Consider the following 20701-nt stretch of genomic DNA (forward strand, 5'->3'; position numbering starts at 1 on the left):
GGGGGCAAAGTCTCCGAAACAGAGTCAGGAAAGGCAAACGGAAGCGACGAGCAGGATTGCGATTTCGCCAAGCTGCTGCAGCGCGCCGACCGTATCGCCGGTCTGGCCGCCGATCTGGCTGAGGCAAAGCATGCGGAAGCCGGCAAACAACAGGCCGAGCAGGATGAATGCGGCGGCCGCGCCACCGAAGCCTAGCGCCAGCAGCGCGACGGCGCCGAGCACGGCGCCGGCAATGGCGGTTTCGGCCGACACGGTGCCTGCATCGGCGGAGAGGCCGTCGCTGCGCGCCGCCGGCAAAAGATGCATGAAAGCGCCGAACAAGCCGCGCGAGGCGGCATGCGCGGCGATGAGAGCCAAGAACACGTAGGCGGGGCTGGCGAACTCCGAAAGCACGCTCCAGCGGATCAGCAGCGACAGAGCGAGCGCGCAGGCGCCATAGGCGCCGATGCGGCTGTCGCGCATGATCTCCAGTTTTTTCTCGCGCGTTTTGCCGCCGCCAAAGCCGTCGGCGACGTCCGAAAGCCCGTCTTCATGCATGCAGCCGGTGGCGAGCAAGGTCGCGGCAAGGGCAAGAGCCGCTGCCGGGCCGGCGGCAAGGCCGAGCCAGGTCCCGACCGCGTAGACCAAGGCGCCAATCAGAGCGACGGCAAGGCCGGCAACCGGCGCCGCCCAGATCGCGGCAGCAAGGCTGCGGTCGCGAAGATCGACGACCGGCAGCGGCAGCCGTGTGAAGAAGACGACGCAGAGCGCGATGTCATCGAGGATTTGCCGAGGCGAGAGGGTCATTCGCCTCTCGCAATGGCATGGAAGAATGTGCCGCTGACATGGCCGCGCCGGTATCCGGAGGCGCCGAGCGGATTGCCTTGGCCGTCAGCGAGGTCGGCCAACGGTTCGTCACTGCCGGTGGCAATCATCTGCGCGTAGTGGAATTCGTGGCCGCGGATCAGCGCGCCTTGGGTTCCCAGCGGGCAATCGGCGCGCAGCCGCGCCTCGCGGTAGCCAAGGTTCATCTTTCTCTTGGCAAAACTGGTCGAGTGGCCGAGCAGGCCGAGCATCCTGTGCGTCTCGCCCAAAGCGTCCTCCAGCGCCTCGCCCAGAACCATGAAGCCGCCGCACTCGCCATGCACCGGCCGTGTTGCCGAAAACGCCTCGATGCCGGCCCTGAATTTCGCAGCCGCCGCGAGGCGGCCGGCGTGAAGCTCGGGATAGCCGCCCGGCAGCCAGCAGACATCGCAATTTTCGCCGGGCGCTTCGTCGGCAAGCGGCGAGAAGGCGACGATTTCCGCCCCGGCCTTGCGCCAATGCGCGGCGACATGCGGATAGAGAAACGTGAAGGCGGCATCCTCTGCCAGTGCGATGCGTTGGCCGGGCGGTGGCAGCGCGTCGTCGAAACTGCCGGAAGCGGGTGCGAATGGCGCCGCCAGCGCCATGATGGCGTCGAGGTCGAGCGAGCGTTCGACCATGTCGGCCAGCCGGTCGAGATGCACCATCAGATTCTCATATTCGCCGGCCTGGACGAGGCCGAGATGGCGCTCCGGCAGGTTGAGCGAGGGATCGCGCAGGATCGCGCCGACCACCGGCAGGCCGATCGCCTCGATCGCGTCGCCGCAGAGACGGCGGTGGCGCTCGCTGCCCAGCCGGTTCAGCACGACGCCGGCCATGCGCACATCAGGGTCATAGGTGGCAAAACCCTTGGCGACGGCCGCCGCCGTGGTCGACTGCCCGGACACGTCGAGCACCAGCAGCACCGGCAGGCCGTAGAGCCGGGCGAGATCGGCGGCCGAGCCGGTGCGGCCCGGAGCAGCGGGAATCCCGTCGAACAGGCCCATGGCGCTTTCGAGGAAGATGAAATCGGCATCTTCAGTTGCGTCGCCTGCCAGCGCGTTGAGCAAAGCAGGCGGCATCGCCCAGCTGTCGAGATTGACGCCGGAAAGGCCTGTCGCGGCGGTGTGGAAGCCTGGGTCGATATAGTCGGGGCCGGACTTGGCGCCGCGAACCTTGAGGCCGCGCCGGGCGAGCGCGCGCAAAATACCGATGGTGACGCTGGTCTTGCCCGAGCCTGAGCGCGGCGCGCCGATGATGATCGCGCGGGTCATGGCTCGCCCGCCAATGCCGCGCGCATCGCGACGATGTCGCCGACGACGATCAGCGCCGGCGCGGTCAACCCGGCGGCGGCCGCCTCCTCGGCGATGGTGGCGAGGGTGGCGACGACGATGCGCTGCTGCGACGTCGTCGCGGCGACGATCACCGCAGCAGGCGTCGAAGGCGGCAGGCCACCCTCAAGCAGCGAGGCTGATATCAGCGGCAGATTGGCCATGCCCATATAGACGACGACCGGCTGGCCGGTGCGGGCGATTGCTTTCCAGTCGAGGTCGTCGTCGGTGCCGGCGGCGTGGCCGGTGGCCAGGATCACCGCCTTGTTGATGCCGCGCATGGTGGCCGGGATGCCGGCTCCGGCAAGCGCGCTAAGGCCCGAAGTCAGGCCGGACAGGACGCGGAACGGAATGTTTTCGCGCGCCAGCGCCAGCGCCTCTTCGCCGCCGCGGCCGAAAATATAGGGGTCGCCGCCTTTCAGCCTGACGACGCGGCGGCCCTCGCGCGCCAGCCGCACCAGCAAAGCGGTGATGTCGTCCTGCTTCATCGACGGCTGGCCGCCACGCTTGCCGACGTAAAACAGCTCGGCGCCCGCCGCCACTGCGACGACATCGGGAGAAACCAGCGCGTCGTAGACGAGGGCATCGCACTGCCCAAGCGATGCCAGCACTTCCAGCGTCAGGCAGCCGGGATCGCCGGGGCCGGCGCCGGCCAGCCAGACATGGCCCGGCTCCAACTGGCGCGGCTTGAAGTTCAGCCGGGCCAAAGCCTGTTCGATCGTGGTGTTTCCACCTCTGATTCCGGTGCCGTCGTTCACAGTCCGTCCCGTCCGCGAAAACGCCGCTGGTAGTGGGCGTCGTAAAGTGAGCTCTCGCCAAAGCCTTCCGCCGCCAGCGAGCGGCCGACGAAGATGATGGCCGTGCGCTCCATCGGATCGGCGGCCAGTTGCGCCTCGATCGTCGCCAGCGTGCCGGTCAGCACGCGCTCGTCCGGCCAGGAGGCACGGAAGACGATCGCTGCCGGGCAATCGGCGCCATAGAACGGCGTCAGCTCGGCGACGATCCGGTCGATGGCGTGGATGGCAAGATGGATGGCCAGCGTCGCGCCGGTGCGGCCGAAGCCGGCCAGCGTCTCGCCAGGCGGCATTTTGGACGCGCGGCCGGAGATGCGGGTCAGCACCAGGCTCTGCGCGACTTCGGGGATGGTCAGCTCGCGGCGCAGCGCTGCCGCGGCAGCCGCGAAGGAGGGCACGCCCGGCGTCAGCGTATAGGCGATGCCGTGCTTCTCCAGCCGGCGGATCTGCTCGGCGACGGCGCTCCACACCGACAGGTCGCCGGAATGCAGGCGGGAGACGTCGTGGCCGGCCTGGTGGGCCGCCACATACTCCGCTTCGATCTCGTCGAGCGACATCGGCGCGGTGTCGATCAGCTTCGTGCCGGGCGCGCAGTGCTGCAACAGTTCCGGGGCGACGATCGAGCCGGCATAGAGGCAGACCGGGCAGCTTGCCAGCAGCCGGCTGCCGCGCAAGGTGATGAGGTCGGCCGCGCCGGGTCCGGCGCCGATGAAATGGACGGTCATGCCGCATCTCCGCTGATGGCGATGGCGCAAGTGGCCGGGCCAAGCACGGTGCGCGGCCCGAGCAGTTTTGCGCCTTTGCCCGCGGCAGCAAGCGCCGAGGCTTCGGAAACTGAAGGCGTGCCGGCACGCGCCTGGGACAGGTCGGAACGGCTGATCGTGCGCGACGATGCGGCCTCGAGCGCAGCGTCCTCGACAACGATCACTGGCAGGGCGAGTTCGCGCCCCGCCGAAAAGATTGCCTGCTCGTCCTGCTTCAGAGAAGCGGTGGCGAGCGCCGAAAGCGCCGTCATCGCCAGCCCATGCGCTTCCAGAGCGGTCTCTATCGCGGCAAGCACGTCCCTTGCGCTGACATTCTTGCGGCTGCCGATGCCCGCGACCATCATGGCTTGACCCAGCTCCATTGGGTGACCGGCATGGCCGGCCGCCATGCCTGCATCGAGCCAACCGGCGAAGCGCGGGATAGTGCGATGCGGGTGAGTTCGCCGCCGAGCGACGCGTGACGGGAGAGAAGCAGCGCCTCCATCTCCAGCGTCACCGCGTTGGCGACCAGCCGGCCGCCAGCACGCAGGGCCTCGATGGCCGTTTCCAGCACGCCGGTATCGCTGCCGCCGCCGCCGACGAAGATCGCGCCCGGCGTCTCCAATCCGGCGAGTGCCTGCGGTGCCGAGCCCTCGACGACGGCAAGACCGGGTACGCCGCAGGCGGAACCGTTGCGGCGGATGCGAGCGGCGCGGGCCGGATCGGCCTCGATGGCAATGGCGCGCATCGTCGGATGGGCGAGCATCCATTCGATGCCGATCGAGCCGGAACCGGCGCCGATGTCCCACAGCAACTCGCCGCGCCTGGGGGCGAGGGCGGACAGGGTAATGGCGCGCACTTCGCGCTTGGTGATCTGGCCGTCATGCGCGAACAAATGATCGGCAAGGCCCGATGTCAACGGCAGGATGCGTGCTTCTGAAGTTGAGTCAACTTCGACCGCCAGCACATTGAGCGGGTTGATCTTTTCCAGGTCGAACGCGCCTGCGCGCGCCGAGCGCAGCCTTTCGTTCGGGCCGCCCAGCGCCTCAAGAATCGTCAGCCGCGAGGCACCGAAGTCGAGTTCGGTCAGCAGGCGCGCAATCGCCGCTGGCGCATCGCCGTCCGAGGTCAGCGCGAGGATGCGGCTGCCCGGATGCAGCAACGGCCGGACCAGGTCGAGCGGGCGGCCGTGCAGCGAAATGGTCTCGATATCCTGCAGCGCCCAGCCGAGGCGGGCGGCGGCCAGCGAGAAGGCAGAAGCGGCGGGGATCACCTGCATCTCCTGGGGAGGAATTTTGCGAGCAAGGGTGACGCCGACCCCATGGAAGAACGGATCGCCTGAAGCCAGCACGCAGACGCGTCTGCCGGAAAGCGCCAGCACGTCGCGCATCTCGGCATCGAAAGGGGTCGGCCAGGCACGGGCCTTGCCTTTGCTGAGCGATGCGACGAGCGCAAGGTGGCGCGTGCCGCCGAAGACGAATTCGGCCTCGGCGATCAGCCGCTTGGCCTCGTCGCCGAGACCCGCTACACCGTCCTCGCCGATACCGACGATTGTTAGCCACCTTGAGTTGAGCTTGGCGCAGCGCGGACCCTCAGCAGGCATGATGACCCACCGCATTCTGATCCTCGGCGGAACCACCGAAGCCCGGCAACTGGCGGGAAAGCTGGCCGCGCGCGCCGATGTCGCGCTCACGCTGTCGCTGGCCGGGCGCACCGAAAATCCTGTCGCGCAAGGTGTGCCGACGAGGGTAGGCGGTTTCGGCGGCGCCGACGGGTTGGCGGCGTTTCTTCGCGACACCCGTATCGAGCTGCTGGTCGACGCCACGCATCCCTATGCGGCGCAAATCTCGGCCAATGCCGCGGCAGCGGCGCATGGGGCCGGTGTGCCGATCATCGCGCTCAGGCGCCCAGGCTGGGAGCCGGCCGAAGGCGACCGCTGGACGCTGGTCGACAGCGTTGCCGGCGCGGTGACGGCGCTGGCCGCTGCGCCGCGCCGCGTCTTCCTGGCGCTCGGACGGCAGGAGGTCGCCGCCTTCGAGGCCGCACCCCAACATCACTATCTTGTCCGCAGCGTCGATCCGGTCGAGCCAAGGCTTGCCGTGCCCGATGCGAGCTATCTCTTGGCGCGCGGGCCGTTCCGGGAAGCCGACGAACGTGCACTGCTTCTGGAACACCGCATCGACGTCGTCGTTTCCAAGAACAGCGGCGGCGAGGCGACCTACGGCAAGATCGCCGCAGCGCGGTCGCTCGGCGTCGAGGTGGTGATGATCCGCAGGCCGACGCTGCCGGACGTTGCGTCGGCTGAAACCGTCGAAGCCCTTGCCGCGATGGTCGGTCATTTTCTTAGGCCCGCCGCCGAGCGCGGCGTATAGACCAGCGCCGGTTTTTCACCGCGCTTGATGATCCTGGTTTCTGGCGAGCCGATGATGATGCAGGTCGCCATGTCGGCCTTTTCCGCATCGGCGTCCGCCAGCAGAAAAACCTCGATGCGCTCGTCGGGACGGCCGGCGGCGCGGCCGAAGACGACCGGCGTGGTGCCGGGCAGGATCGCCGTGAGGCATTCGAAGGCGCGGCCAAGCTGCCAGGGGCGCGCCTTGCTGATCGGATTGTAGAGCGCGATGACGAAGCCGGCGCCGGCCGCCGCCAGCAGCCGCAATTCGATGAGGTCCCATGGTTTTAGATTGTCGGACAACGAGATGGCGCAGAAATCATGGCCGAGCGGTGCGCCGATCCGGGCAGCGACGGCGAGCATGGCGGTGATGCCGGGCAGCATCGCCACGTCAACGGCACGCCATTCGGCCGGACCGGCCTCGATCGCCTCGCAGACGGCTGCCGCCATGGCAAAGACGCCGGGGTCGCCGCCCGAGACGACGGCGACATCGTGGCCCTGCGCAGCCATTGTCAGCGCGTCCTTGGCACGGGACAACTCCTCGCGATTGTCGGAGGCGACGCGGGTCTGGTCGGGGCGCAGGTCGAGCCGGTCGAGATACGGCTTGTAGCCGTAGAAGAATCTTGCCTCGGCGACGGCGCGGCTCGCTTCCGGCGTCACCTGGTCGGCATTGCCGGGCCCGAGGCCGATAACGGTCAGGCGGCCGCTCATGCTTCGGCTCCCCATGCGGCGGGCCGGCCGGACCAGCCGGCGACCAGCACGATGGCGAAGTAGGGCGCCTTGTCGTCCTGCTTGTCGGCCAGCCGCATCGAAACGCCGCCCGGCATGGTGCCGCGCTCGACATAGACGGCACGCGCCAGCTTGTCGGTCGCCTCCAGCGCGCGCCTGATCTTGGGCAGGTTGCGGCCAACCTTCATGATGACGGCGGCATCGGTGTCGGCGAGGCGGCGGGTCAGCTCGAATTCGCTCATCGTGCCCGGCAGCACGGTCAATACATCGTCGCCCTGGACGATCGGCGTTCCGGTCGCCGACCAGCAGCCGGACATCGCGGTGACGCCGGGAATGACCTCTGTTGGAAAGCGGTGCGCCAGCCTGACATGCAGGTGCATGTAGGAGCCGTAGAACAGCGGGTCGCCTTCCGAAAGCACCGCTACCATCCTGCCGGCGCTGAGATGCTTGGCGACCTTTTCGGCCGACTCTTCGTAGAAATCCGCTATCTGCGACCGATAATCGCTGTGATCCTTGTCGACTTCGGTGGTCACGGGATAGAGCAGCGGCAACTCGATCAAATCAGGACGAAAATGCGCGCCGACGATGGCGCGCGCATTGCTGTTGTTGCCGCGCTTGGCGAAATGCGCAACCACGTCGGCCTCGGCCAGCGCGCGCACGGCCTTGAGCGTCAGCAGCTCGGGATCGCCGGGACCGGTGCCGACGCCAACAAGCCTGCCTTTTACAATCGCGTTCACAGGCCCGGCCTCGCCAATGCGTTGAGGGCGGCGGCGGTCATGGCGCTGCCGCCCAGCCTGCCGCGCACGATCGCGTAGGGCACGCCGTAGGAATTCTCGGCCAGCGCGTCCTTCGATTCGGCAGCACCGACGAAACCGACCGGCATGCCGATGATAACAGCCGGTTTCGGCGCACCGTCGCGCAGCCTTTCCAGCAGGTAGAAAAGTGCGGTCGGCGCATTGCCGATGGCGACGACCGAACCGGCCATGCGCTCGCCCCACAAATCAATGGCGGCGGCCGAACGGGTGTTGCCGATCTTTTTCGCTATGTCGGAGGTTTGCGGGTCGCGCAGCGTGCAGATCACCTCGTTACCGGCCGGCAACCGGGCGCGCGTGATGCCGTGCGAGACCATCTCGGCGTCGCAGAAGATCGGCGCGCCGGCCGCCAGTGCCGCGCGGGCGGCGGCAACAAAAGCTTGCGAAAAAACAAAGTTCTGCGCGGCCTCGACCTGGCCGCAGGCATGAATCATGCGGATGGCGACATCGGCTTCGGCATTGGAAAAGCGCGACAGATCGGCCTCGGCGCGAATGATGGCAAAGGAGCGCTCATAGATCGCCGTGCCGTCATGGATGTAGTCGTAGGGGGCGGGCATGTTCATTCCTGTCGGTAGGGTTCGGTGACACCGGCCGCGCCAAGCCTTGTCAGGCAGGCGGCGGTGGTCTCGCCTCGAAATCGTGCTTCGCGGATCGCTGCGGCAATGCGGCCAACGCCGCGCGCGGCGTCATAGCCTGGCCTGTATCCGGCAGGAAGGGCCTTTGCCGTCCCGTCCACGACAAGTCCGGCTCCGCTATCGCCGCCGACCAGTGTCAGCGCCGCCGGGCCGGGATGGGCGCAGCCCTTGGCACAGCCGGAGATATGGAGGGTGACGGAGGCATCGAGGAGGTCGCGGTTTTCTGTGGCGATGGTTTCGGCGATGTCGCGCGTCGCGATCCGGCCGGAGGCGCAGGCCGGCGCACCGGGGCAAGCGGCGATTTTCGTGCGCGGGTCGGCAGCGTCGGTGACGAAGCCGAGGCTGGCGGCGGTCTGCTGAAGCGAGTGGCAGGCGGCCGGGGAGAGGCCGATGAAAAGCAGCGCGCGGTGTGGCGCGAGGCGAATTTCGGTCGCACCAAGGGTGAGGGCGTGTTGCGTGAGGCCGATGAATTTTTGCGCCGGCATGCTGCCGAAGGGCAGGCCGATGCCGAGGGCGATGCCATCTGTCAGATCGAAAACGCCAATGGGGAGGCGAGCCGGCACAGGAAAGCGCTCCACGGCGCCCCCCTCTGTCCTGCCCTCTTTGCCACCACTTGGCATCTCCCCCACTTGGGGGGAGATCAGCTTCGCCGGCGGCTCCCCCTCGGCACCTTTGGCAATTGGCGAAAGCGGAGACCAGGGCGCAATCTCCCCCCTCGTGGGGGAGATGTCCGGCAGGACAGAGGGGGGCGCGAAGGAATGCCAACTTGCGAGGGATGTTAACTGCCTCTCCGTCAAATCCCGTGCATGGGCTTCGCGCCCTTTTTCGGCAACCATCCTTAGAATTGCGATGGCGATATCACGCGCCGCTTCTTCCTCGACCATGACGAGGGATTTCGCACCCTGTCCGTCTCCGGCAACGGACATCTTCCACTGAATTGTCGCGTCCACCCGCACCGCAGCCAGCCGCACATCGGCCGTAACGACATCCATGCCAAGCCGTCCGCCGCCATCGACGATCACCGAAACCTTCGGGCCAAGGCGCTGTGCCAGCCCAGCTTCAGCAATCGCCGCCCGAATCCGCTCGGCCAGCGGGCGCGGATCTGCGATCTCCTGCGGATCCAGCCCGGCCAGCGGGCCGGTCTCCACCGGCACGCCGGTGCGCACGGCGATGCCGAGCGCGTCGACCTCCATTGCCAGCAGCCGGGCGCTAGCCGGCGTCAGGCCGCGTATCTGCAGGCTGCCACGCGCGGTCACTTCCATGATGCCGTTGCCGTGCTGCGACGCGGATTCACCGAGTCCGATCAAGGACTTCGGCGAGAGTCCTCCAGCGACCGGGTTGAGCCGCACCAGAAGCCCGTCGCCGGTCTGCATCGGCGCGGACAAAGCGGGGCAGGCGCCGCGTCGGGAGAAGGCGTTCATGCCGCCACCCCCTGGGCTTCGGCGATCAGTGCGGCGAGGTCGTCGTCGACGGAGTTGCGCAGCGGGTGCCAAAGACCGCGCCGCCGCGCCGACAAAAAACGCTCGGCGATGATTTTCGCGGCCACCGGATTTTCGCGCAGGATGAAGGCGCGCACCTCGGGATCGCCGAGATAGGCGTCGTGCACGGCCTCGATCAGCGTGCCCGGTATGGCATGGGTGGTCTCGGCGAAACCGACGAGACGATCGACGGTCTCGGCAAATTCCGAGGCGCCGCGCGGCCCGTGCCGCATCTGGCCGGCAATGAACTGCGGGTTGACCGCGCGGGCGCGAACGACCCGAGATACGGCTTCTCCAACCGAGCGCGGCTTCGGCTTTTGCGGATCCGTGGTGTCGAGGACGATGACGTCGGCGTTCTTGCCGAGGGCAGCAAGCGCCGCCGAAAAACCACCGATGAAGGCGACATCGGCGGAGCCTTCCAAAATGTCGCGGCCGGGGTCGTCTCCGGTATGGACGAGAAGGTCGGCCTCGGCGACACGATCCTCGAACGCGCCGGGCGCTGAAATCGCTTCGCCCTCGGCGCCGCCATAGGCATGCGAGGTGGCGTCGAGATAGGCTTGACCGATTTCTTCGCGCGCGGCCCAGTCGCCGCTCGACAGCAACTCTTCGACGCCGGCGCCGTAAGTGCCGGGCGAGGTGCCGAAAATGCGCGGGCTGACCGTGCCATCCGCGCGGGTTTTTGCAGCGAGCGGGTTTTCCGATGCATCCTCGTCCCGGGCGGCGACGGCGTTGGCGGCCGCATCGATCAGGGCGATCTGGGTCGGGAACATGTCGCGGAACAGGCCTGAAATGCGCCAAGTGACATCGACGCGCGGCCGGCCAAGGGTGGCCGGCGGCAGCACCTCGATGCCGGTGACGCGGCCGGTGGCGCCATCCCATTGCGGCCGGCAGCCCATCAGCGCCAGGCCTTGCGCGATCTCTTCGCCGCCGGTGCGCAGCGAGGCCGAGCCCCAGAGGTCGATGACCAGCGAGCGCGGCCAGTCGCCATGCGATTGCGTGTAGCTGCGCAAGACCTCGTCGGCGGCCGCCCTGCCGAGCTCGAACGATGTCGGCGTCGGCATGGTGCGTGGATCTGATGTGAACAGGTTGCGGCCGGTCGGCAGCACATCGCGCCGGCCACGCGCCGGTGCGCCGGCCGGACCGGCAGCGACATGGCGGCCGTCGAGGGCCGTGATGAATGCTGACTTCTCGGCGCCCGCGCTTTGCTGGCGCAGCGGATCGGTCTCGCCCTCGGGCGAGCGGCCAAAGATGTGCAGCCCGTCCTTGATGGCGAAATCCTTCAGGTCGCAGAGCCAGGCGTCGATGCGGCGCAGCGCTTCGTCGGGCGCGTCGGTTCCGGCGACGCCGGCCTCGGAGGCGAGACCGGTCTTTTCAGCGGTTTCGACGATCAGCCTCGCCAGGCGATCGCGGCGGCGGCGGTCGAGCCCGTCAGCCTGGGCATATTCGTCGACCAGCCGCTCAAGCTGCTGCTGGTTCTCGTCCAGCCCGGCGCCGGTCAGCGGCGGCGGCAAATGGCCGAGGGTGACGGCGGCAATGCGCCGCTTGGCCTGCGCCGCCTCTCCCGGGTTGGAGACGATGAATGGATAGACGACGGGCAGGGGCCCGGTGACGATCTCGGGAAAACAGTTTTCGCTCAGCGCCACGGTCTTGCCGGGCAGCCATTCCAGCGTGCCATGGGCGCCGACATGGACGAGGGCATGGACATCGAGCGCCTTGCGCAGCCACAGGCCAAAGGCGATCAGCGCATGGCGCGGCGGCAAGGTCGGGTCGTGATAGTCGGCGCGACGGTTCGTGGAACGCCCGCGGTCGGGGGCGAGCGCCACGGTGATGTTGCCGAAGGTGGCGGCGCGGAAGGGGAAATGCCTGTTGTTCGCCAAACTCAAAGATTGGCGCTCTACGGCGCCCCCCTCTGTCCTGCCGGACATCTCCCCCACTTGGGGGGAGATTGGCGGCTCCATTGCCGGCTCTCCTCCTGCAGCGTTGGAAATTGGCGAAAGCAGAGATGAGGGCGCAATCTCCCCCCTTGTGGGGGAGATGTCCGGCAGGACAGAGGGGGGCGCCTCGCGCGAACCTGTCTCATCTGCCGCATTCCCCCATGCGGCCGTCACGGCAGCCATTGCTTCGGCAGGCAATACCATCGAAAGGTCGAGATAGTCCTCTAGCCCCAATCCTTCGTCACCACGCTCCAACTCATCCAGCAACGCACGCGGCGTTTGCGGAATCCCTTCAACGGTGTAGCCCTGTTCGCTCAGGTCATGCAGCATCGCCAGCACGCTGGACGGCACGTCGAGGCCGACGGCGTAGCCGGTGCGGCCGGGGGCGCTCGGATAGTCGGGGATCAGGATGGCGAGCTTGCGTTTTTCGCGCGGCGTGCGCTTCAGGCGCACGAACGCCTCGACACGGTTCGCCACCTGCGCCACGCGGTCCGGCTCCGGCCGGTTGGCGAAGGCGCGGAAAGCCAATGCCGGATCGACCTCGCTTTCGCCCTTGAAGGAAACGGCGCCGGCAAGGATGCGGCCGTCGAGTTCAGGCAGGACGACATGCATGGCAAGATCGGCGGGCGCCAGGCCGCGCTGATTGTCTTGCCAGATGTCGCGGCGTGTCGTCGCGACGATGACCTGGAAGACAGGAACGCCGGCGCGGTCGAACAGGGTTTCGACGCCGGGCTCAGCGCCCGAGGCGAAGGCGGTCGCTGTGATGATGGCGGCCGGCTTCAGCGTGGCAAGCGCGGTTTCGACAAAGGCGAGCGAGGCCGGGTCCTTGAGGCTTGAGACGAAGATCGGCACGGGGGCCATGCCGCGCTGCCGCAGCGCTTCGAACAATGCATCGATGGGCGCGACATCGGCGGCGAGCAGCATCGAACGGTAGAAGAGAATGGGCACGACGTCCCCCTCCCCCTCGAGGGGAGGGTGGCCTGCAGGGCCGGGTGGGGTCGTTGCGGCAGTGCTCGACGTTTTTTGCTGTTGGCGCACTTCAAAGCGTTGGCGCACTTCACAGGCGACCCCACCCCCGGCCTGCGGCCGGACCCTCCCCTCAAGGGGGAGGGGGACGACACCGCGCCCCGGCTCATAAAATCCCGCCTTCGGCACGACAACCGGCTCAATGTCCGCCACATCCCGGCCCGCCAGCCGCGCCAACCTCCGCACCAGCGCCGTCATATTCTCCGGGCCGCCTTCGCGAAAATATCCCAGCAAGCCGTCGAGCTCTTGGCGCGGCAGCGTCGAGCCTTCGATCAGCCGCAAATCCTCGTCGCGGCATTCGCCGGGCAGCAGCGCCAGTTTTATGCCGTGTGCGCGGGCGGTCGAGGCGAGTTGGTCGCAGCCGTAGCGCCACCAGTCGTAGCCGCCGAGGATGCGAACCAGAATAACCCTGGCGTGCCGGGCGACGCTGTCGATCCAGAGATCGACGGACATCGGATGGCGCAGGTCGCGCAAAGCCGCCAGCCGCATCGACGGCAGGCGATCCGCATCTGCCTGCCACGCCGCCGCCAGCCCGGCCAGATCGCTGTCGGTGAAGGACAGCGCCACGACATCCGCAGGCATCTGCCTGAGATCGACAGGCTCGGCGAGATCGTCGAGCGAGGCGGATGTGGTGGTGAGGATGTGCATCGCGGCTCGGTGCCTGAGGTCAGCCGGCGAGGATACGCTCGATGGCCGGGCGGTTCAGCCCTTTCAGGCCGATGACGACGAGCCGCGAGCGGCGGTCGTCGTCGGCGGTCCAGGCGCGGTCGTAATAATGGTTGACGCGCGGGCCGACAGCCTGCAGCAACAGCCGCATCGGCTTGCCGCCGACCTCGACGAAGCCTTTTACGCGCAGCACGTTCTCTTCCTCCGCCGCCGTGGCGACACGCAACGCCAGTTCATCGGGATTGGCGATCGAGGGAATATCGATGACGAACGAGTCGAAATCGTCATGCTCGTGATCGAGCTCGTCGTCGTGATGGGTCTTGCGGTTCTCGATGTCGTCCTCGACGGCAAGGCCGAGGCCGAGCAGCACGGAGGGATCGACCTTACCCTGCGAGGCCGGCACGATCTTCACCGCGCGGGCGGCATGGTTGCCGATGACGGCATTGGCGCGGGCCGAGCCGGCGGCGTCCATCAGGTCGCTCTTCGACAATATGATCAGGTCGGCGCAGGCGAGCTGGTCCTCGAACACCTCCTCGACCGGATCGTCGTGGTCGAGCGTCTCGTCCTGCGCGCGCTGCGCCTGCAGGGCGTCCATGTCGTTGGCGACGCGGCCTTCGGCCAGCGCCGGTCCGTCGACCACGGCAATGACGCCGTCGACCGTCACCCGGCTCTTCACCGTCGGCCACTGGAAGGCCTGGACCAGCGGCTTGGGCAGGGCCAGCCCGGAGGTTTCGATCAGGATATGGTCGACCCTGGGCGTCAGCGACAGGATCTGGTCGAGCGCCGGGACGAAATCGTCGGCGACGGTGCAGCAGATGCAGCCATTGGCCAGTTCGACAATGTTTTCCTCAGGGCAGGTGTCGATGCCGCATCCCCTGAGAATCTCGCCGTCGATGCCGATGTCGCCGAACTCGTTGACGATGATGGCCAGCCGCTTGCCGCCGGCATTTTCGAGCAGATGGCGGATCAGCGTCGTCTTGCCGGCGCCGAGGAAGCCGGTGACGACGGTGCAGGGCACGCGGGAGACGGAAGTGGTCATATCTGGTCCTTCAAAAGGTCGAGGGGAGGGATGCGGGCAACGAGGCCGCGCTTCAGGCAATCGGGGCGGCCGCGCCATGGAATGAGGCCGTCGGTCGAGGTGGCGGAGAGCTTTGCACCGGCGACCAGATCGGCGCCGCTGGTCGCGGTCAGGTCGCCGAAGACATAGCTCCAGCAGCCGTCGCGCAAAATCGCGGCGCTGAGGCGGCGCTTGCAGTTGCCGAGGCATTCGACGCTGCGGATACGGATGTTTTCGCCAGAGGCGGCGCGGCGCGTGTCTTCGGCCAACAATTCGCCGGCGCGAGGATGGCCGTCGGAGCCGGTCTCGTCACGGCAGGAGGCGCAGACGATCACGGTGACGTCGGCCAGAGCATCATCACCGCCGGACAATACGCCCGCTGTCTCAGCCGGAAAACTGCTGTCGCGTTCCAAATCAGGCTCCTTGCCCGGAAAACCCGCCGGGCGATCGGATTCTTATGTCCTAGACGGCAGGTCTCCTGGCTCGCGGGTCATCGCCTTGGTGCCGCCTTCCCGGGATTTTCCCAGTGGTTATCGGCCTTGGCTCGTCGCTTACAGTTGCGGGGACAGCCGCGGATTTGAAATCGGATTTCGCACCGCATTCCCTCTTGGCTCCTCCCTTTGCCGAGAGGAGACCGTCTGAACCGGATTTAGGCTTGTGGAGGCAGTCGTGTCAACGCACGTCTACGACGCGGCAAAGTCGGCGAGAGCCGAACCCAAATCCCCGGCCGGCGTCACCTCGATGCGTTCCAAGCCGAGCCAGCCCTGCATCAGCTGCAATTCCTCAAAAAGTTCGGCGGCGGTTTGCGGCGGGGCGCTGGGCTCGGCATAGGCGGCATGGACGCGCAGCACGCCGGCCGGTCGGTCGGCCTTGAGGTCGATGCGCGCCACGATTCTGTCGCCGAGCAGGAACGGCAGCACATAATAGCCGTATTGGCGCTTTTCGGCAGGGGTGTAGATCTCGATGCGATAGCGGAAGTCGAACAGTCTTTCCGTGCGCGCGCGCTCGAAGACAACCGGATCGAACGGAGCGAGCAGCGCACGCGCCTTGATCTTGCGAGGAAAACGGGCGTCCTTGTGAAGATAGGCTGTTTTGTCCCAGCCTTCGACGCGGACCGGCAAAAGATCACCGGCGTCGACCAGTTCCTCGATGCGGCCCTTGATATCAGCGGGAGAGAGGCGGAAATAGTCGCGCAGGTCGCCTGCTGTCGCGACGCCGTGGGCGCGGGCTGAGATGCGCAGCAATTCGCGGTGCGCATCCTCAGGCGCGGGCACCGGCAGGGCAAGTATCGCCGGCGGCAGCACGCGCTGCGGCAGATCATAAAGCCGCTCGAAGCCACGACGCGACGCCGTGGTGATGCGGCCGGCCCAGAACAGCCATTCGAAAGCATGCTTGGCGTCGCTCCAGCCCCACCAGCCGCCGGAGCCTTTCTGGCCTTCGAGGGCGGAAGCGGCGATCGGACCGCGTTCGACGACCTCGCGATAGATGTCTTCAATGTAGGCGGCGCGTTCGCGGCCCCACTTGGCCAGCCCGTTATACATTTCCTCGCCGCGCTCGGCCCGCTCCATGCGCCAGCGCATCAGTGGATAGGTTTCGACCGGCAGAAAGGAGGCTTCGTGCGCCCAATATTCGAAGACCTTGCGCTGACGCGTCACGGCGGCGTTGTCGAGCAGGGCGAGCGGGTAGGGGCCAAGCCGCGAATAGAGCGGCATATAATGGGCACGCACCACCGCGCTGACGGAATCGATCTGCAGCAGACCGGTCCGGGCAAGAACGCGGGCCAGATGGCGGCGATCAGGCGTGCTGCCGGGGCGAGGATCGGCAAACCCCTGTGCGGCAAGCGCGATGCGTCTGGCCATGGCGAGCGAGATTTTTTCCTTCATGCAGACGGCATTCTGTTGGCGTTCGACCAAAGGTGGGAGAGATGATTCCGCACCATGCTAGCAGGGTTTTGGCGGCATCTATGTCAGGAGAGAAAAGTGGAGTAAAACGTGAAGGAAATCAAACAGGAGCGGATCGGACCAGTTTATCCGGATATGCCGTCGAGCACCGTGTTTTGAACAAGGTTTGACTTGCTTCGCCGAAAGCCCTGCGCTAACCCTCGCCGCGTTGCAGCATAGAGCCCCCTAAAACGGTTCAGTGGTTAAACTGTCACGCTTCCGCAAGTGGGTCCGGTGCTGTAATCAGAGTGGATTGGCCGCCAACGGAAAGCTGCAGCATGAACGTATTGTTGAGTTCGTACCTGCCCATCGTCCTGTTTATCGGCGTGGCGCTGGTCGTCGGCCTGGCGCTGCTTGCCGCACCCTTCCTGGTGGCCTACCGCAATCCCGATCCGGAAAAGCTCTCCGCCTATGAATGCGGCTTCAACTCCTTTGACGATGCCCGCATGAAGTTCGACATCCGCTTCTACCTGGTGTCGATCCTGTTCATCATCTTCGATCTGGAAGTGGCCTTCCTGTTTCCGTGGGCAGTGTCTTTCAGCCAGATCGGCATGCTCGGCTTCTGGTCGATGATGGTGTTTCTGGCGGTGCTGACCATCGGCTTTGCCTATGAATGGAAGAAAGGAGCGCTGGAATGGGATTGAGCGACAATTCCGGCACGCTCGTCGCGCCGAAGCCAAAAGGCATTCTCGACCCCAGCACCGGAAAGCCGGTGGGGGCGAATGATCCCTTCTTCCTCGAGATCAACAACGAGCTTGCCGACAAGGGCTTTCTCGTCACCTCGACCGAGGCGCTGATCACCTGGGCGCGCAGCGGCTCGCTGATGTTCATGACTTTCGGTCTTGCCTGCTGCGCGGTCGAGATGATCCACACCTCGATGCCGCGCTATGACTCGGAGAGGTTCGGCGTTGCGCCGCGCGCCTCGCCGCGCCAGTCCGACATCATGATCGTCGCCGGCACGCTGACCAACAAGATGGCGCCGGCGCTGCGCAAGGTCTACGACCAGATGCCGGAGCCGCGCTACGTCATCTCGATGGGCTCCTGCGCCAATGGCGGCGGCTATTATCACTATTCCTATTCGGTGGTGCGCGGCTGCGATCGCGTCGTGCCTGTCGACATCTATGTGCCCGGCTGTCCGCCGAGCGCGGAAGCGCTGCTCTACGGCATCCTTCTGTTGCAAAAGAAGATCCGCCGCACCGGCACGATCGAGCGGTGAGCGGGATGATGAGCCTGAATGAACTCTCGACCTATCTCGGCGAGAAGCTGAGCGGCCGGATCGGCGATGCGGTGTTTGCCTATGGCGAACTCACCATCTCGGTCGAGCCGCACGATCTGATCGAGGTGGTGAGCTTCCTGCGCGACGATCCAAAATGCCAGTTCATCTCGATCATCGACGTCTGCGGCGCCGATTATCCATCGCGGGCCAAGCGCTTCGACGTCGTCTATCACCTGCTGTCGCCGAAGCAGAATGTTCGCATCCGCATCAAGCTCCAGGCGGACGAGGAGACGGTGGTGCCGTCGATCACCGGTGTGTTTCCGGGCGCCGACTGGTTTGAACGCGAGGCCTACGATCTCTATGGCGTGCTGTTTTCCGGCCATCCCGATTTGCGCAGGATCCTGACGGACTACGGCTTCGAAGGTCATCCGCTGCGCAAGGATTTCCCGCTGACCGGTTTCGTCGAGGTGCGTTACGACGACGAGGCCAAGCGGGTCATCTACGAGCCGGTCGAGCTCAAGCAGGAATTCCGCAATTTCGATTTTCTCAGCCCTTGGGAGGGGACGGATTACGTCCTTCCAGGCGACGAAAAAGCCAAGACGAATTGAGACGCCAGAATGGCTGAAACTTCCGTCCGCAACTTCAACATCAATTTCGGCCCGCAACACCCTGCAGCGCATGGTGTTTTGCGTCTTGTGCTAGAACTCGACGGCGAAGTCGTCGATCGCGTCGATCCGCATATCGGGCTGTTGCATCGCGGCACTGAAAAGCTGATCGAAGCCAAGACCTATCTGCAGGCCGTGCCCTATCTCGACCGGCTCGACTATTGCGCGCCGATGAACCAGGAGCATGCCTTCGCGCTGGCCGCCGAGCGGCTGCTCGGCATCGAGGTGCCGAAGCGCGGCCAGCTGATCCGCGTGCTTTATTGCGAGATCGGCCGCATCATGTCGCACATCCTCAATGTGACGACGCAGGCAATGGATGTCGGCGCGCTGACGCCGCCGCTGTGGGGTTTTGTCGAGCGCGAAAAGCTGATGGTGTTCTATGAGCGGGCCAGCGGTTCGCGCATGCATGCGGCCTATTTCCGGCCCGGCGGCGTCCACCAGGACCTGCCGCAGCAGCTGGTCGAGGATATCGGCAACTGGATCGATCCGTTCCTGAAATCGCTCGACGACCTCGACGCACTGCTCACCGGCAACCGCATCTTCAAACAGCGCAATGTCGACATCGGCACCGTCTCGCTGGCCGATGCCTGGGCCTGGGGCTTTTCGGGCGTCATGGTGCGTGGATCCGGCGTCGCCTGGGATCTGCGCAAGTCGCAGCCCTATGAATGCTATGCCGAGATGGATTTCGACATTCCGATCGGCAAGAACGGCGACTGCTACGACCGTTATCTCGTGCGCATGGAAGAGATGCGCCAGTCGGCGAAAATCATGCGCCAGTGCGTCGACCTGCTGCTCGGCAAGGAAGGCAGCGGGCCGGTGTCGAACCTAGACGGCAAGGTGGTGCCGCCGAAGCGCGCGGCGATGAAGCGTTCGATGGAAGCGCTGATCCATCACTTCAAGCTCTACACCGAGGGCTACCGCGTGCCGGCCGGCGAGGTCTATGCGGCGGTCGAAGCGCCGAAAGGCGAGTTCGGCGTCTATCTGGTCTCGGACGGCACCAACAAGCCCTATCGCTGCAAGCTGCGCGCGCCCGGCTTCGCGCATCTGCAGGCCATGGATTTTTTGTGCCGCGGCCACATGCTGGCCGACGTCACCGCCGTTCTCGGCTCTCTCGACATCGTGTTTGGTGAGGTCGATCGATAAATGTCAGTCCGCCGTCTCGCAGAAGCCAGCCTCCAGCCAGCCTCCTTCGCCTTCAATCGGGCGAATGCAGCAGCGGCGAAGCAATGGATCAAGAAATATCCGAAGGGCCGCGAGCAGTCGGCGATCATCCCGTTGCTGATGCTGGCGCAGGAGCAGGAAGGCTGGGTAACCAAGGCGGCGATCGAGACGATCTCCGACATGCTCGGCATGCCCTACATCAGAGGGCTCGAAGTCGCGACCTTCTATACGCAGTACCAGCTCAATCCGGTCGGCACCCGCGCGCATATCCAGGTCTGCGGCACCACGCCCTGCATGCTGCGCGGCTCGGAAGCTCTGATGGACGTGTGCCGCTCAAAAATCCATCACGACCAGTTCCACACCAACGACAAGGGCACGCTGTCGTGGGAAGAGGTCGAATGCCTTGGCGCCTGCGTCAACGCGCCGATGGTGATGATTTTCAAGGACACGTTCGAGGATCTGACGCCGGAGGTGCTTGCCGAGATCATCGACCTCTATGATGCCGGCAAGGGCGCCTCGGTGACGCCGGGGCCGCAGAACGGCCGCATCACCTCCGAGCCGATCACCGGTCTGACGACGCTGAAGAGCGAAAAGGCAATCCTGAAGACGACCCGCGACAGGGAAGCCAAGGCGGCTGCCAAGGCCGCCAGGGCGGCTGCACCAGCGGCAATTGTCGCGACGCCGGCGGCTCCGGCCGCACAGGCACCGGCGGCCCCGGTCGCGCCGTCGAAAGCCAGCAAGCCGAAGACCGATGCGCCCGAAACCAGCCCGGCGCTGGAGACGCCTTCTCCGGCAAAGGTCGCACCAGAGACGGAAAAGGCGGCGAGCGTCAGAGCACCGCGGCATTCGGCCGCCAATGCCAACAAGGCCGCGCCGGAAGTCGAAAAGGTTTTGAAACAGCGCAGCGGTCCGATAGTCAAGGCTGAGCCAGCGGCTGCTTTCAAGGCGCCGGAGTTGAAGGAAGCGCCGATCGGCGCTGCCGGCAAAAAGGCCATCAAGCCAGCCAAGCCTTCGCTCGAGGACAAGAACCGTCCGGCCGGCATCGCAAAGCCGGCACTGGTCGACGATCTCAAGCTGATCTCGGGCGTCGGCCCTAAGATCGAAGGCATCCTGCATTCACTTGGTATCTTCACCTACGCGCAAGTCGCGTCATGGAAGAAGGCCGAGCGCGAGTGGGTCGATGGCTATCTCAGTTTCCACGGCCGCATCGAGCGCGAAGACTGGGTCAAGCAGGCCAAGGCGCTGGCCAAGGGCGGGGTCGCCGAATATATCCGCGTCTTCGGCAAGAAGCCGGTCTGAGGGA

General features: G+C 66.0%; 20 protein-coding genes and 1 riboswitch. Of the genes, 6 read left to right on the forward strand and 14 right to left on the reverse strand.

Annotated features, from left to right (window positions below; translation table 11 throughout):
* Window positions 1-24: 24 nt before the first annotated feature.
* Genes BQ8794_RS31775 through cbiE form a run of 6 tightly spaced genes read right to left on the reverse strand, consistent with a single transcriptional unit; the run spans window position 25 to window position 5293 of the window.
* Window positions 25-786: an adenosylcobinamide-GDP ribazoletransferase gene (locus BQ8794_RS31775; protein ID WP_077383404.1), complete on the reverse strand. Its 762-nt coding sequence runs from the start codon at window positions 784-786 to the stop codon at window positions 25-27.
* Window positions 783-2096, reverse strand: coding sequence for a cobyrinic acid a,c-diamide synthase CobB (locus BQ8794_RS31780; protein ID WP_077383405.1), 1314 nt, complete (start codon window positions 2094-2096; stop codon window positions 783-785). The genes BQ8794_RS31775 and BQ8794_RS31780 overlap by 4 nt, the downstream gene beginning before the upstream one ends.
* Window positions 2093-2911, reverse strand: coding sequence for a uroporphyrinogen-III C-methyltransferase (gene cobA, locus BQ8794_RS31785; RefSeq protein WP_077383406.1), 819 nt, complete (start codon window positions 2909-2911; stop codon window positions 2093-2095). The genes BQ8794_RS31780 and cobA overlap by 4 nt, the downstream gene beginning before the upstream one ends.
* A complete protein-coding gene (cobM, locus tag BQ8794_RS31790; RefSeq protein ID WP_077383407.1) occupies window positions 2908-3672 on the reverse strand; it encodes a precorrin-4 C(11)-methyltransferase in 765 nt (254 codons plus the stop codon). The genes cobA and cobM overlap by 4 nt, the downstream gene beginning before the upstream one ends.
* A complete protein-coding gene (locus tag BQ8794_RS31795) occupies window positions 3669-4055 on the reverse strand; it encodes a cobalamin biosynthesis protein (RefSeq protein ID WP_077383408.1) in 387 nt (128 codons plus the stop codon). The genes cobM and BQ8794_RS31795 overlap by 4 nt, the downstream gene beginning before the upstream one ends.
* On the reverse strand, window positions 4052-5293 hold the full coding sequence (cbiE, locus tag BQ8794_RS31800; RefSeq protein WP_077383570.1) for a precorrin-6y C5,15-methyltransferase (decarboxylating) subunit CbiE: 1242 nt from the start codon (window positions 5291-5293) through the stop codon (window positions 4052-4054). The genes BQ8794_RS31795 and cbiE overlap by 4 nt, the downstream gene beginning before the upstream one ends.
* Before the next feature lies 1 nt (window position 5294).
* Here cbiE and BQ8794_RS31805 point away from each other — a divergent pair, with 1 nt between their 5' ends.
* Window positions 5295-6062, forward strand: coding sequence for a cobalt-precorrin-6A reductase (locus BQ8794_RS31805; RefSeq protein ID WP_077383567.1), 768 nt, complete (start codon window positions 5295-5297; stop codon window positions 6060-6062).
* On the opposite strand, the gene BQ8794_RS31810 is transcribed toward BQ8794_RS31805, so the two are convergent.
* The 8 genes from BQ8794_RS31810 to BQ8794_RS31845 all read right to left on the reverse strand — a co-directional run bounded on the left by BQ8794_RS31810 (window position 6026) and on the right by BQ8794_RS31845 (window position 16299).
* A complete protein-coding gene (locus BQ8794_RS31810; protein WP_077383409.1) occupies window positions 6026-6790 on the reverse strand; it encodes a precorrin-3B C(17)-methyltransferase in 765 nt (254 codons plus the stop codon). The two genes, BQ8794_RS31805 and BQ8794_RS31810, sit on opposite strands and share 37 nt — an antisense overlap.
* Window positions 6787-7545, reverse strand: a complete 759-nt coding sequence (locus BQ8794_RS31815; RefSeq protein WP_077383410.1) for a precorrin-2 C(20)-methyltransferase — start codon at window positions 7543-7545, stop codon at window positions 6787-6789. The genes BQ8794_RS31810 and BQ8794_RS31815 overlap by 4 nt, the downstream gene beginning before the upstream one ends.
* Window positions 7542-8183 carry a precorrin-8X methylmutase gene (locus BQ8794_RS31820; protein ID WP_425293600.1) on the reverse strand — a complete coding sequence of 214 codons (642 nt, stop codon included), beginning with the start codon at window positions 8181-8183 and terminating at the stop codon, window positions 7542-7544. Before BQ8794_RS31820 ends, BQ8794_RS31815 begins: the two co-directional genes overlap by 4 nt.
* Window positions 8180-9676, reverse strand: a complete 1497-nt coding sequence (cobG, locus tag BQ8794_RS31825) for a precorrin-3B synthase (RefSeq protein ID WP_077383411.1) — start codon at window positions 9674-9676, stop codon at window positions 8180-8182. The genes BQ8794_RS31820 and cobG overlap by 4 nt, the downstream gene beginning before the upstream one ends.
* Complete coding sequence (locus BQ8794_RS31830; RefSeq protein ID WP_077383412.1) at window positions 9673-13341, reverse strand: cobaltochelatase subunit CobN; 3669 nt, start codon at window positions 13339-13341, stop codon at window positions 9673-9675. Before BQ8794_RS31830 ends, cobG begins: the two co-directional genes overlap by 4 nt.
* 19 nt (window positions 13342-13360) lie before the next feature.
* Window positions 13361-14398 (reverse strand): cobalamin biosynthesis protein CobW, encoded by a 1038-nt coding sequence (gene cobW, locus BQ8794_RS31835; RefSeq protein WP_077383413.1) that lies wholly within the window; start codon window positions 14396-14398, stop codon window positions 13361-13363.
* Entirely contained in the window at window positions 14395-14829 is a 435-nt protein-coding gene (locus tag BQ8794_RS31840) for a DUF1636 family protein (protein WP_077383414.1), read from the reverse strand. The genes cobW and BQ8794_RS31840 overlap by 4 nt, the downstream gene beginning before the upstream one ends.
* A gap of 38 nt (window positions 14830-14867) precedes the next feature.
* Window positions 14868-15070, reverse strand: a riboswitch (cobalamin riboswitch).
* A gap of 29 nt (window positions 15071-15099) precedes the next feature.
* The gene (locus BQ8794_RS31845; RefSeq protein WP_077383415.1) at window positions 15100-16299 is read right to left on the reverse strand and encodes a winged helix-turn-helix domain-containing protein; all 1200 of its coding nucleotides are present in this window, start codon (window positions 16297-16299) and stop codon (window positions 15100-15102) included.
* Window positions 16300-16634: 335 nt separating this feature from the next.
* Here BQ8794_RS31845 and BQ8794_RS31850 point away from each other — a divergent pair, with 335 nt between their 5' ends.
* From BQ8794_RS31850 to BQ8794_RS31870, 5 genes are read left to right on the forward strand one after another with little or no spacing between them, the layout of a single operon-like run.
* Entirely contained in the window at window positions 16635-17000 is a 366-nt protein-coding gene (locus BQ8794_RS31850) for an NADH-quinone oxidoreductase subunit A (RefSeq protein WP_077383416.1), read from the forward strand.
* The gene (locus BQ8794_RS31855; protein WP_027156092.1) at window positions 16991-17572 is read left to right on the forward strand and encodes a NuoB/complex I 20 kDa subunit family protein; all 582 of its coding nucleotides are present in this window, start codon (window positions 16991-16993) and stop codon (window positions 17570-17572) included. The genes BQ8794_RS31850 and BQ8794_RS31855 overlap by 10 nt, the downstream gene beginning before the upstream one ends.
* Window positions 17573-17577: 5 nt before the next feature.
* The gene (locus BQ8794_RS31860; RefSeq protein WP_077383417.1) at window positions 17578-18180 is read left to right on the forward strand and encodes an NADH-quinone oxidoreductase subunit C; all 603 of its coding nucleotides are present in this window, start codon (window positions 17578-17580) and stop codon (window positions 18178-18180) included.
* A gap of 9 nt (window positions 18181-18189) precedes the next feature.
* Window positions 18190-19380 carry an NADH-quinone oxidoreductase subunit D gene (locus BQ8794_RS31865; RefSeq protein WP_077383418.1) on the forward strand — a complete coding sequence of 397 codons (1191 nt, stop codon included), beginning with the start codon at window positions 18190-18192 and terminating at the stop codon, window positions 19378-19380.
* Complete coding sequence (locus tag BQ8794_RS31870) at window positions 19381-20697, forward strand: NADH-quinone oxidoreductase subunit E (RefSeq protein WP_077383419.1); 1317 nt, start codon at window positions 19381-19383, stop codon at window positions 20695-20697.
* Window positions 20698-20701: the final 4 nt, after the last annotated feature.

The organism is Mesorhizobium prunaredense, assembly GCF_900156895.1.
In the GTDB taxonomy this organism is placed as follows: domain Bacteria; phylum Pseudomonadota; class Alphaproteobacteria; order Rhizobiales; family Rhizobiaceae; genus Mesorhizobium; species Mesorhizobium prunaredense.

Coding starts and splice junctions, on each gene's coding strand:
- BQ8794_RS31830 (WP_077383412.1), bottom strand. CDS start 13,341: ATGCACATCCTCACCACCACATCCGCCTCGCTCGACGATCTCGCCGAG.
- cobG (WP_077383411.1), bottom strand. CDS start 9,676: ATGAACGCCTTCTCCCGACGCGGCGCCTGCCCCGCTTTGTCCGCGCCG.
- BQ8794_RS31775 (WP_077383404.1), bottom strand. CDS start 786: ATGACCCTCTCGCCTCGGCAAATCCTCGATGACATCGCGCTCTGCGTC.
- BQ8794_RS31820 (WP_425293600.1), bottom strand. CDS start 8,183: ATGAACATGCCCGCCCCCTACGACTACATCCATGACGGCACGGCGATC.
- cbiE (WP_077383570.1), bottom strand. CDS start 5,293: ATGCCTGCTGAGGGTCCGCGCTGCGCCAAGCTCAACTCAAGGTGGCTA.
- BQ8794_RS31795 (WP_077383408.1), bottom strand. CDS start 4,055: ATGATGGTCGCGGGCATCGGCAGCCGCAAGAATGTCAGCGCAAGGGAC.
- BQ8794_RS31865 (WP_077383418.1), top strand. CDS start 18,190: ATGGCTGAAACTTCCGTCCGCAACTTCAACATCAATTTCGGCCCGCAA.
- cobW (WP_077383413.1), bottom strand. CDS start 14,398: ATGACCACTTCCGTCTCCCGCGTGCCCTGCACCGTCGTCACCGGCTTC.
- BQ8794_RS31810 (WP_077383409.1), bottom strand. CDS start 6,790: ATGAGCGGCCGCCTGACCGTTATCGGCCTCGGGCCCGGCAATGCCGAC.
- BQ8794_RS31870 (WP_077383419.1), top strand. CDS start 19,381: ATGTCAGTCCGCCGTCTCGCAGAAGCCAGCCTCCAGCCAGCCTCCTTC.
- BQ8794_RS31805 (WP_077383567.1), top strand. CDS start 5,295: ATGACCCACCGCATTCTGATCCTCGGCGGAACCACCGAAGCCCGGCAA.
- BQ8794_RS31850 (WP_077383416.1), top strand. CDS start 16,635: ATGAACGTATTGTTGAGTTCGTACCTGCCCATCGTCCTGTTTATCGGC.
- BQ8794_RS31780 (WP_077383405.1), bottom strand. CDS start 2,096: ATGACCCGCGCGATCATCATCGGCGCGCCGCGCTCAGGCTCGGGCAAG.
- BQ8794_RS31860 (WP_077383417.1), top strand. CDS start 17,578: ATGATGAGCCTGAATGAACTCTCGACCTATCTCGGCGAGAAGCTGAGC.
- BQ8794_RS31855 (WP_027156092.1), top strand. CDS start 16,991: ATGGGATTGAGCGACAATTCCGGCACGCTCGTCGCGCCGAAGCCAAAA.
- cobM (WP_077383407.1), bottom strand. CDS start 3,672: ATGACCGTCCATTTCATCGGCGCCGGACCCGGCGCGGCCGACCTCATC.
- BQ8794_RS31845 (WP_077383415.1), bottom strand. CDS start 16,299: ATGAAGGAAAAAATCTCGCTCGCCATGGCCAGACGCATCGCGCTTGCC.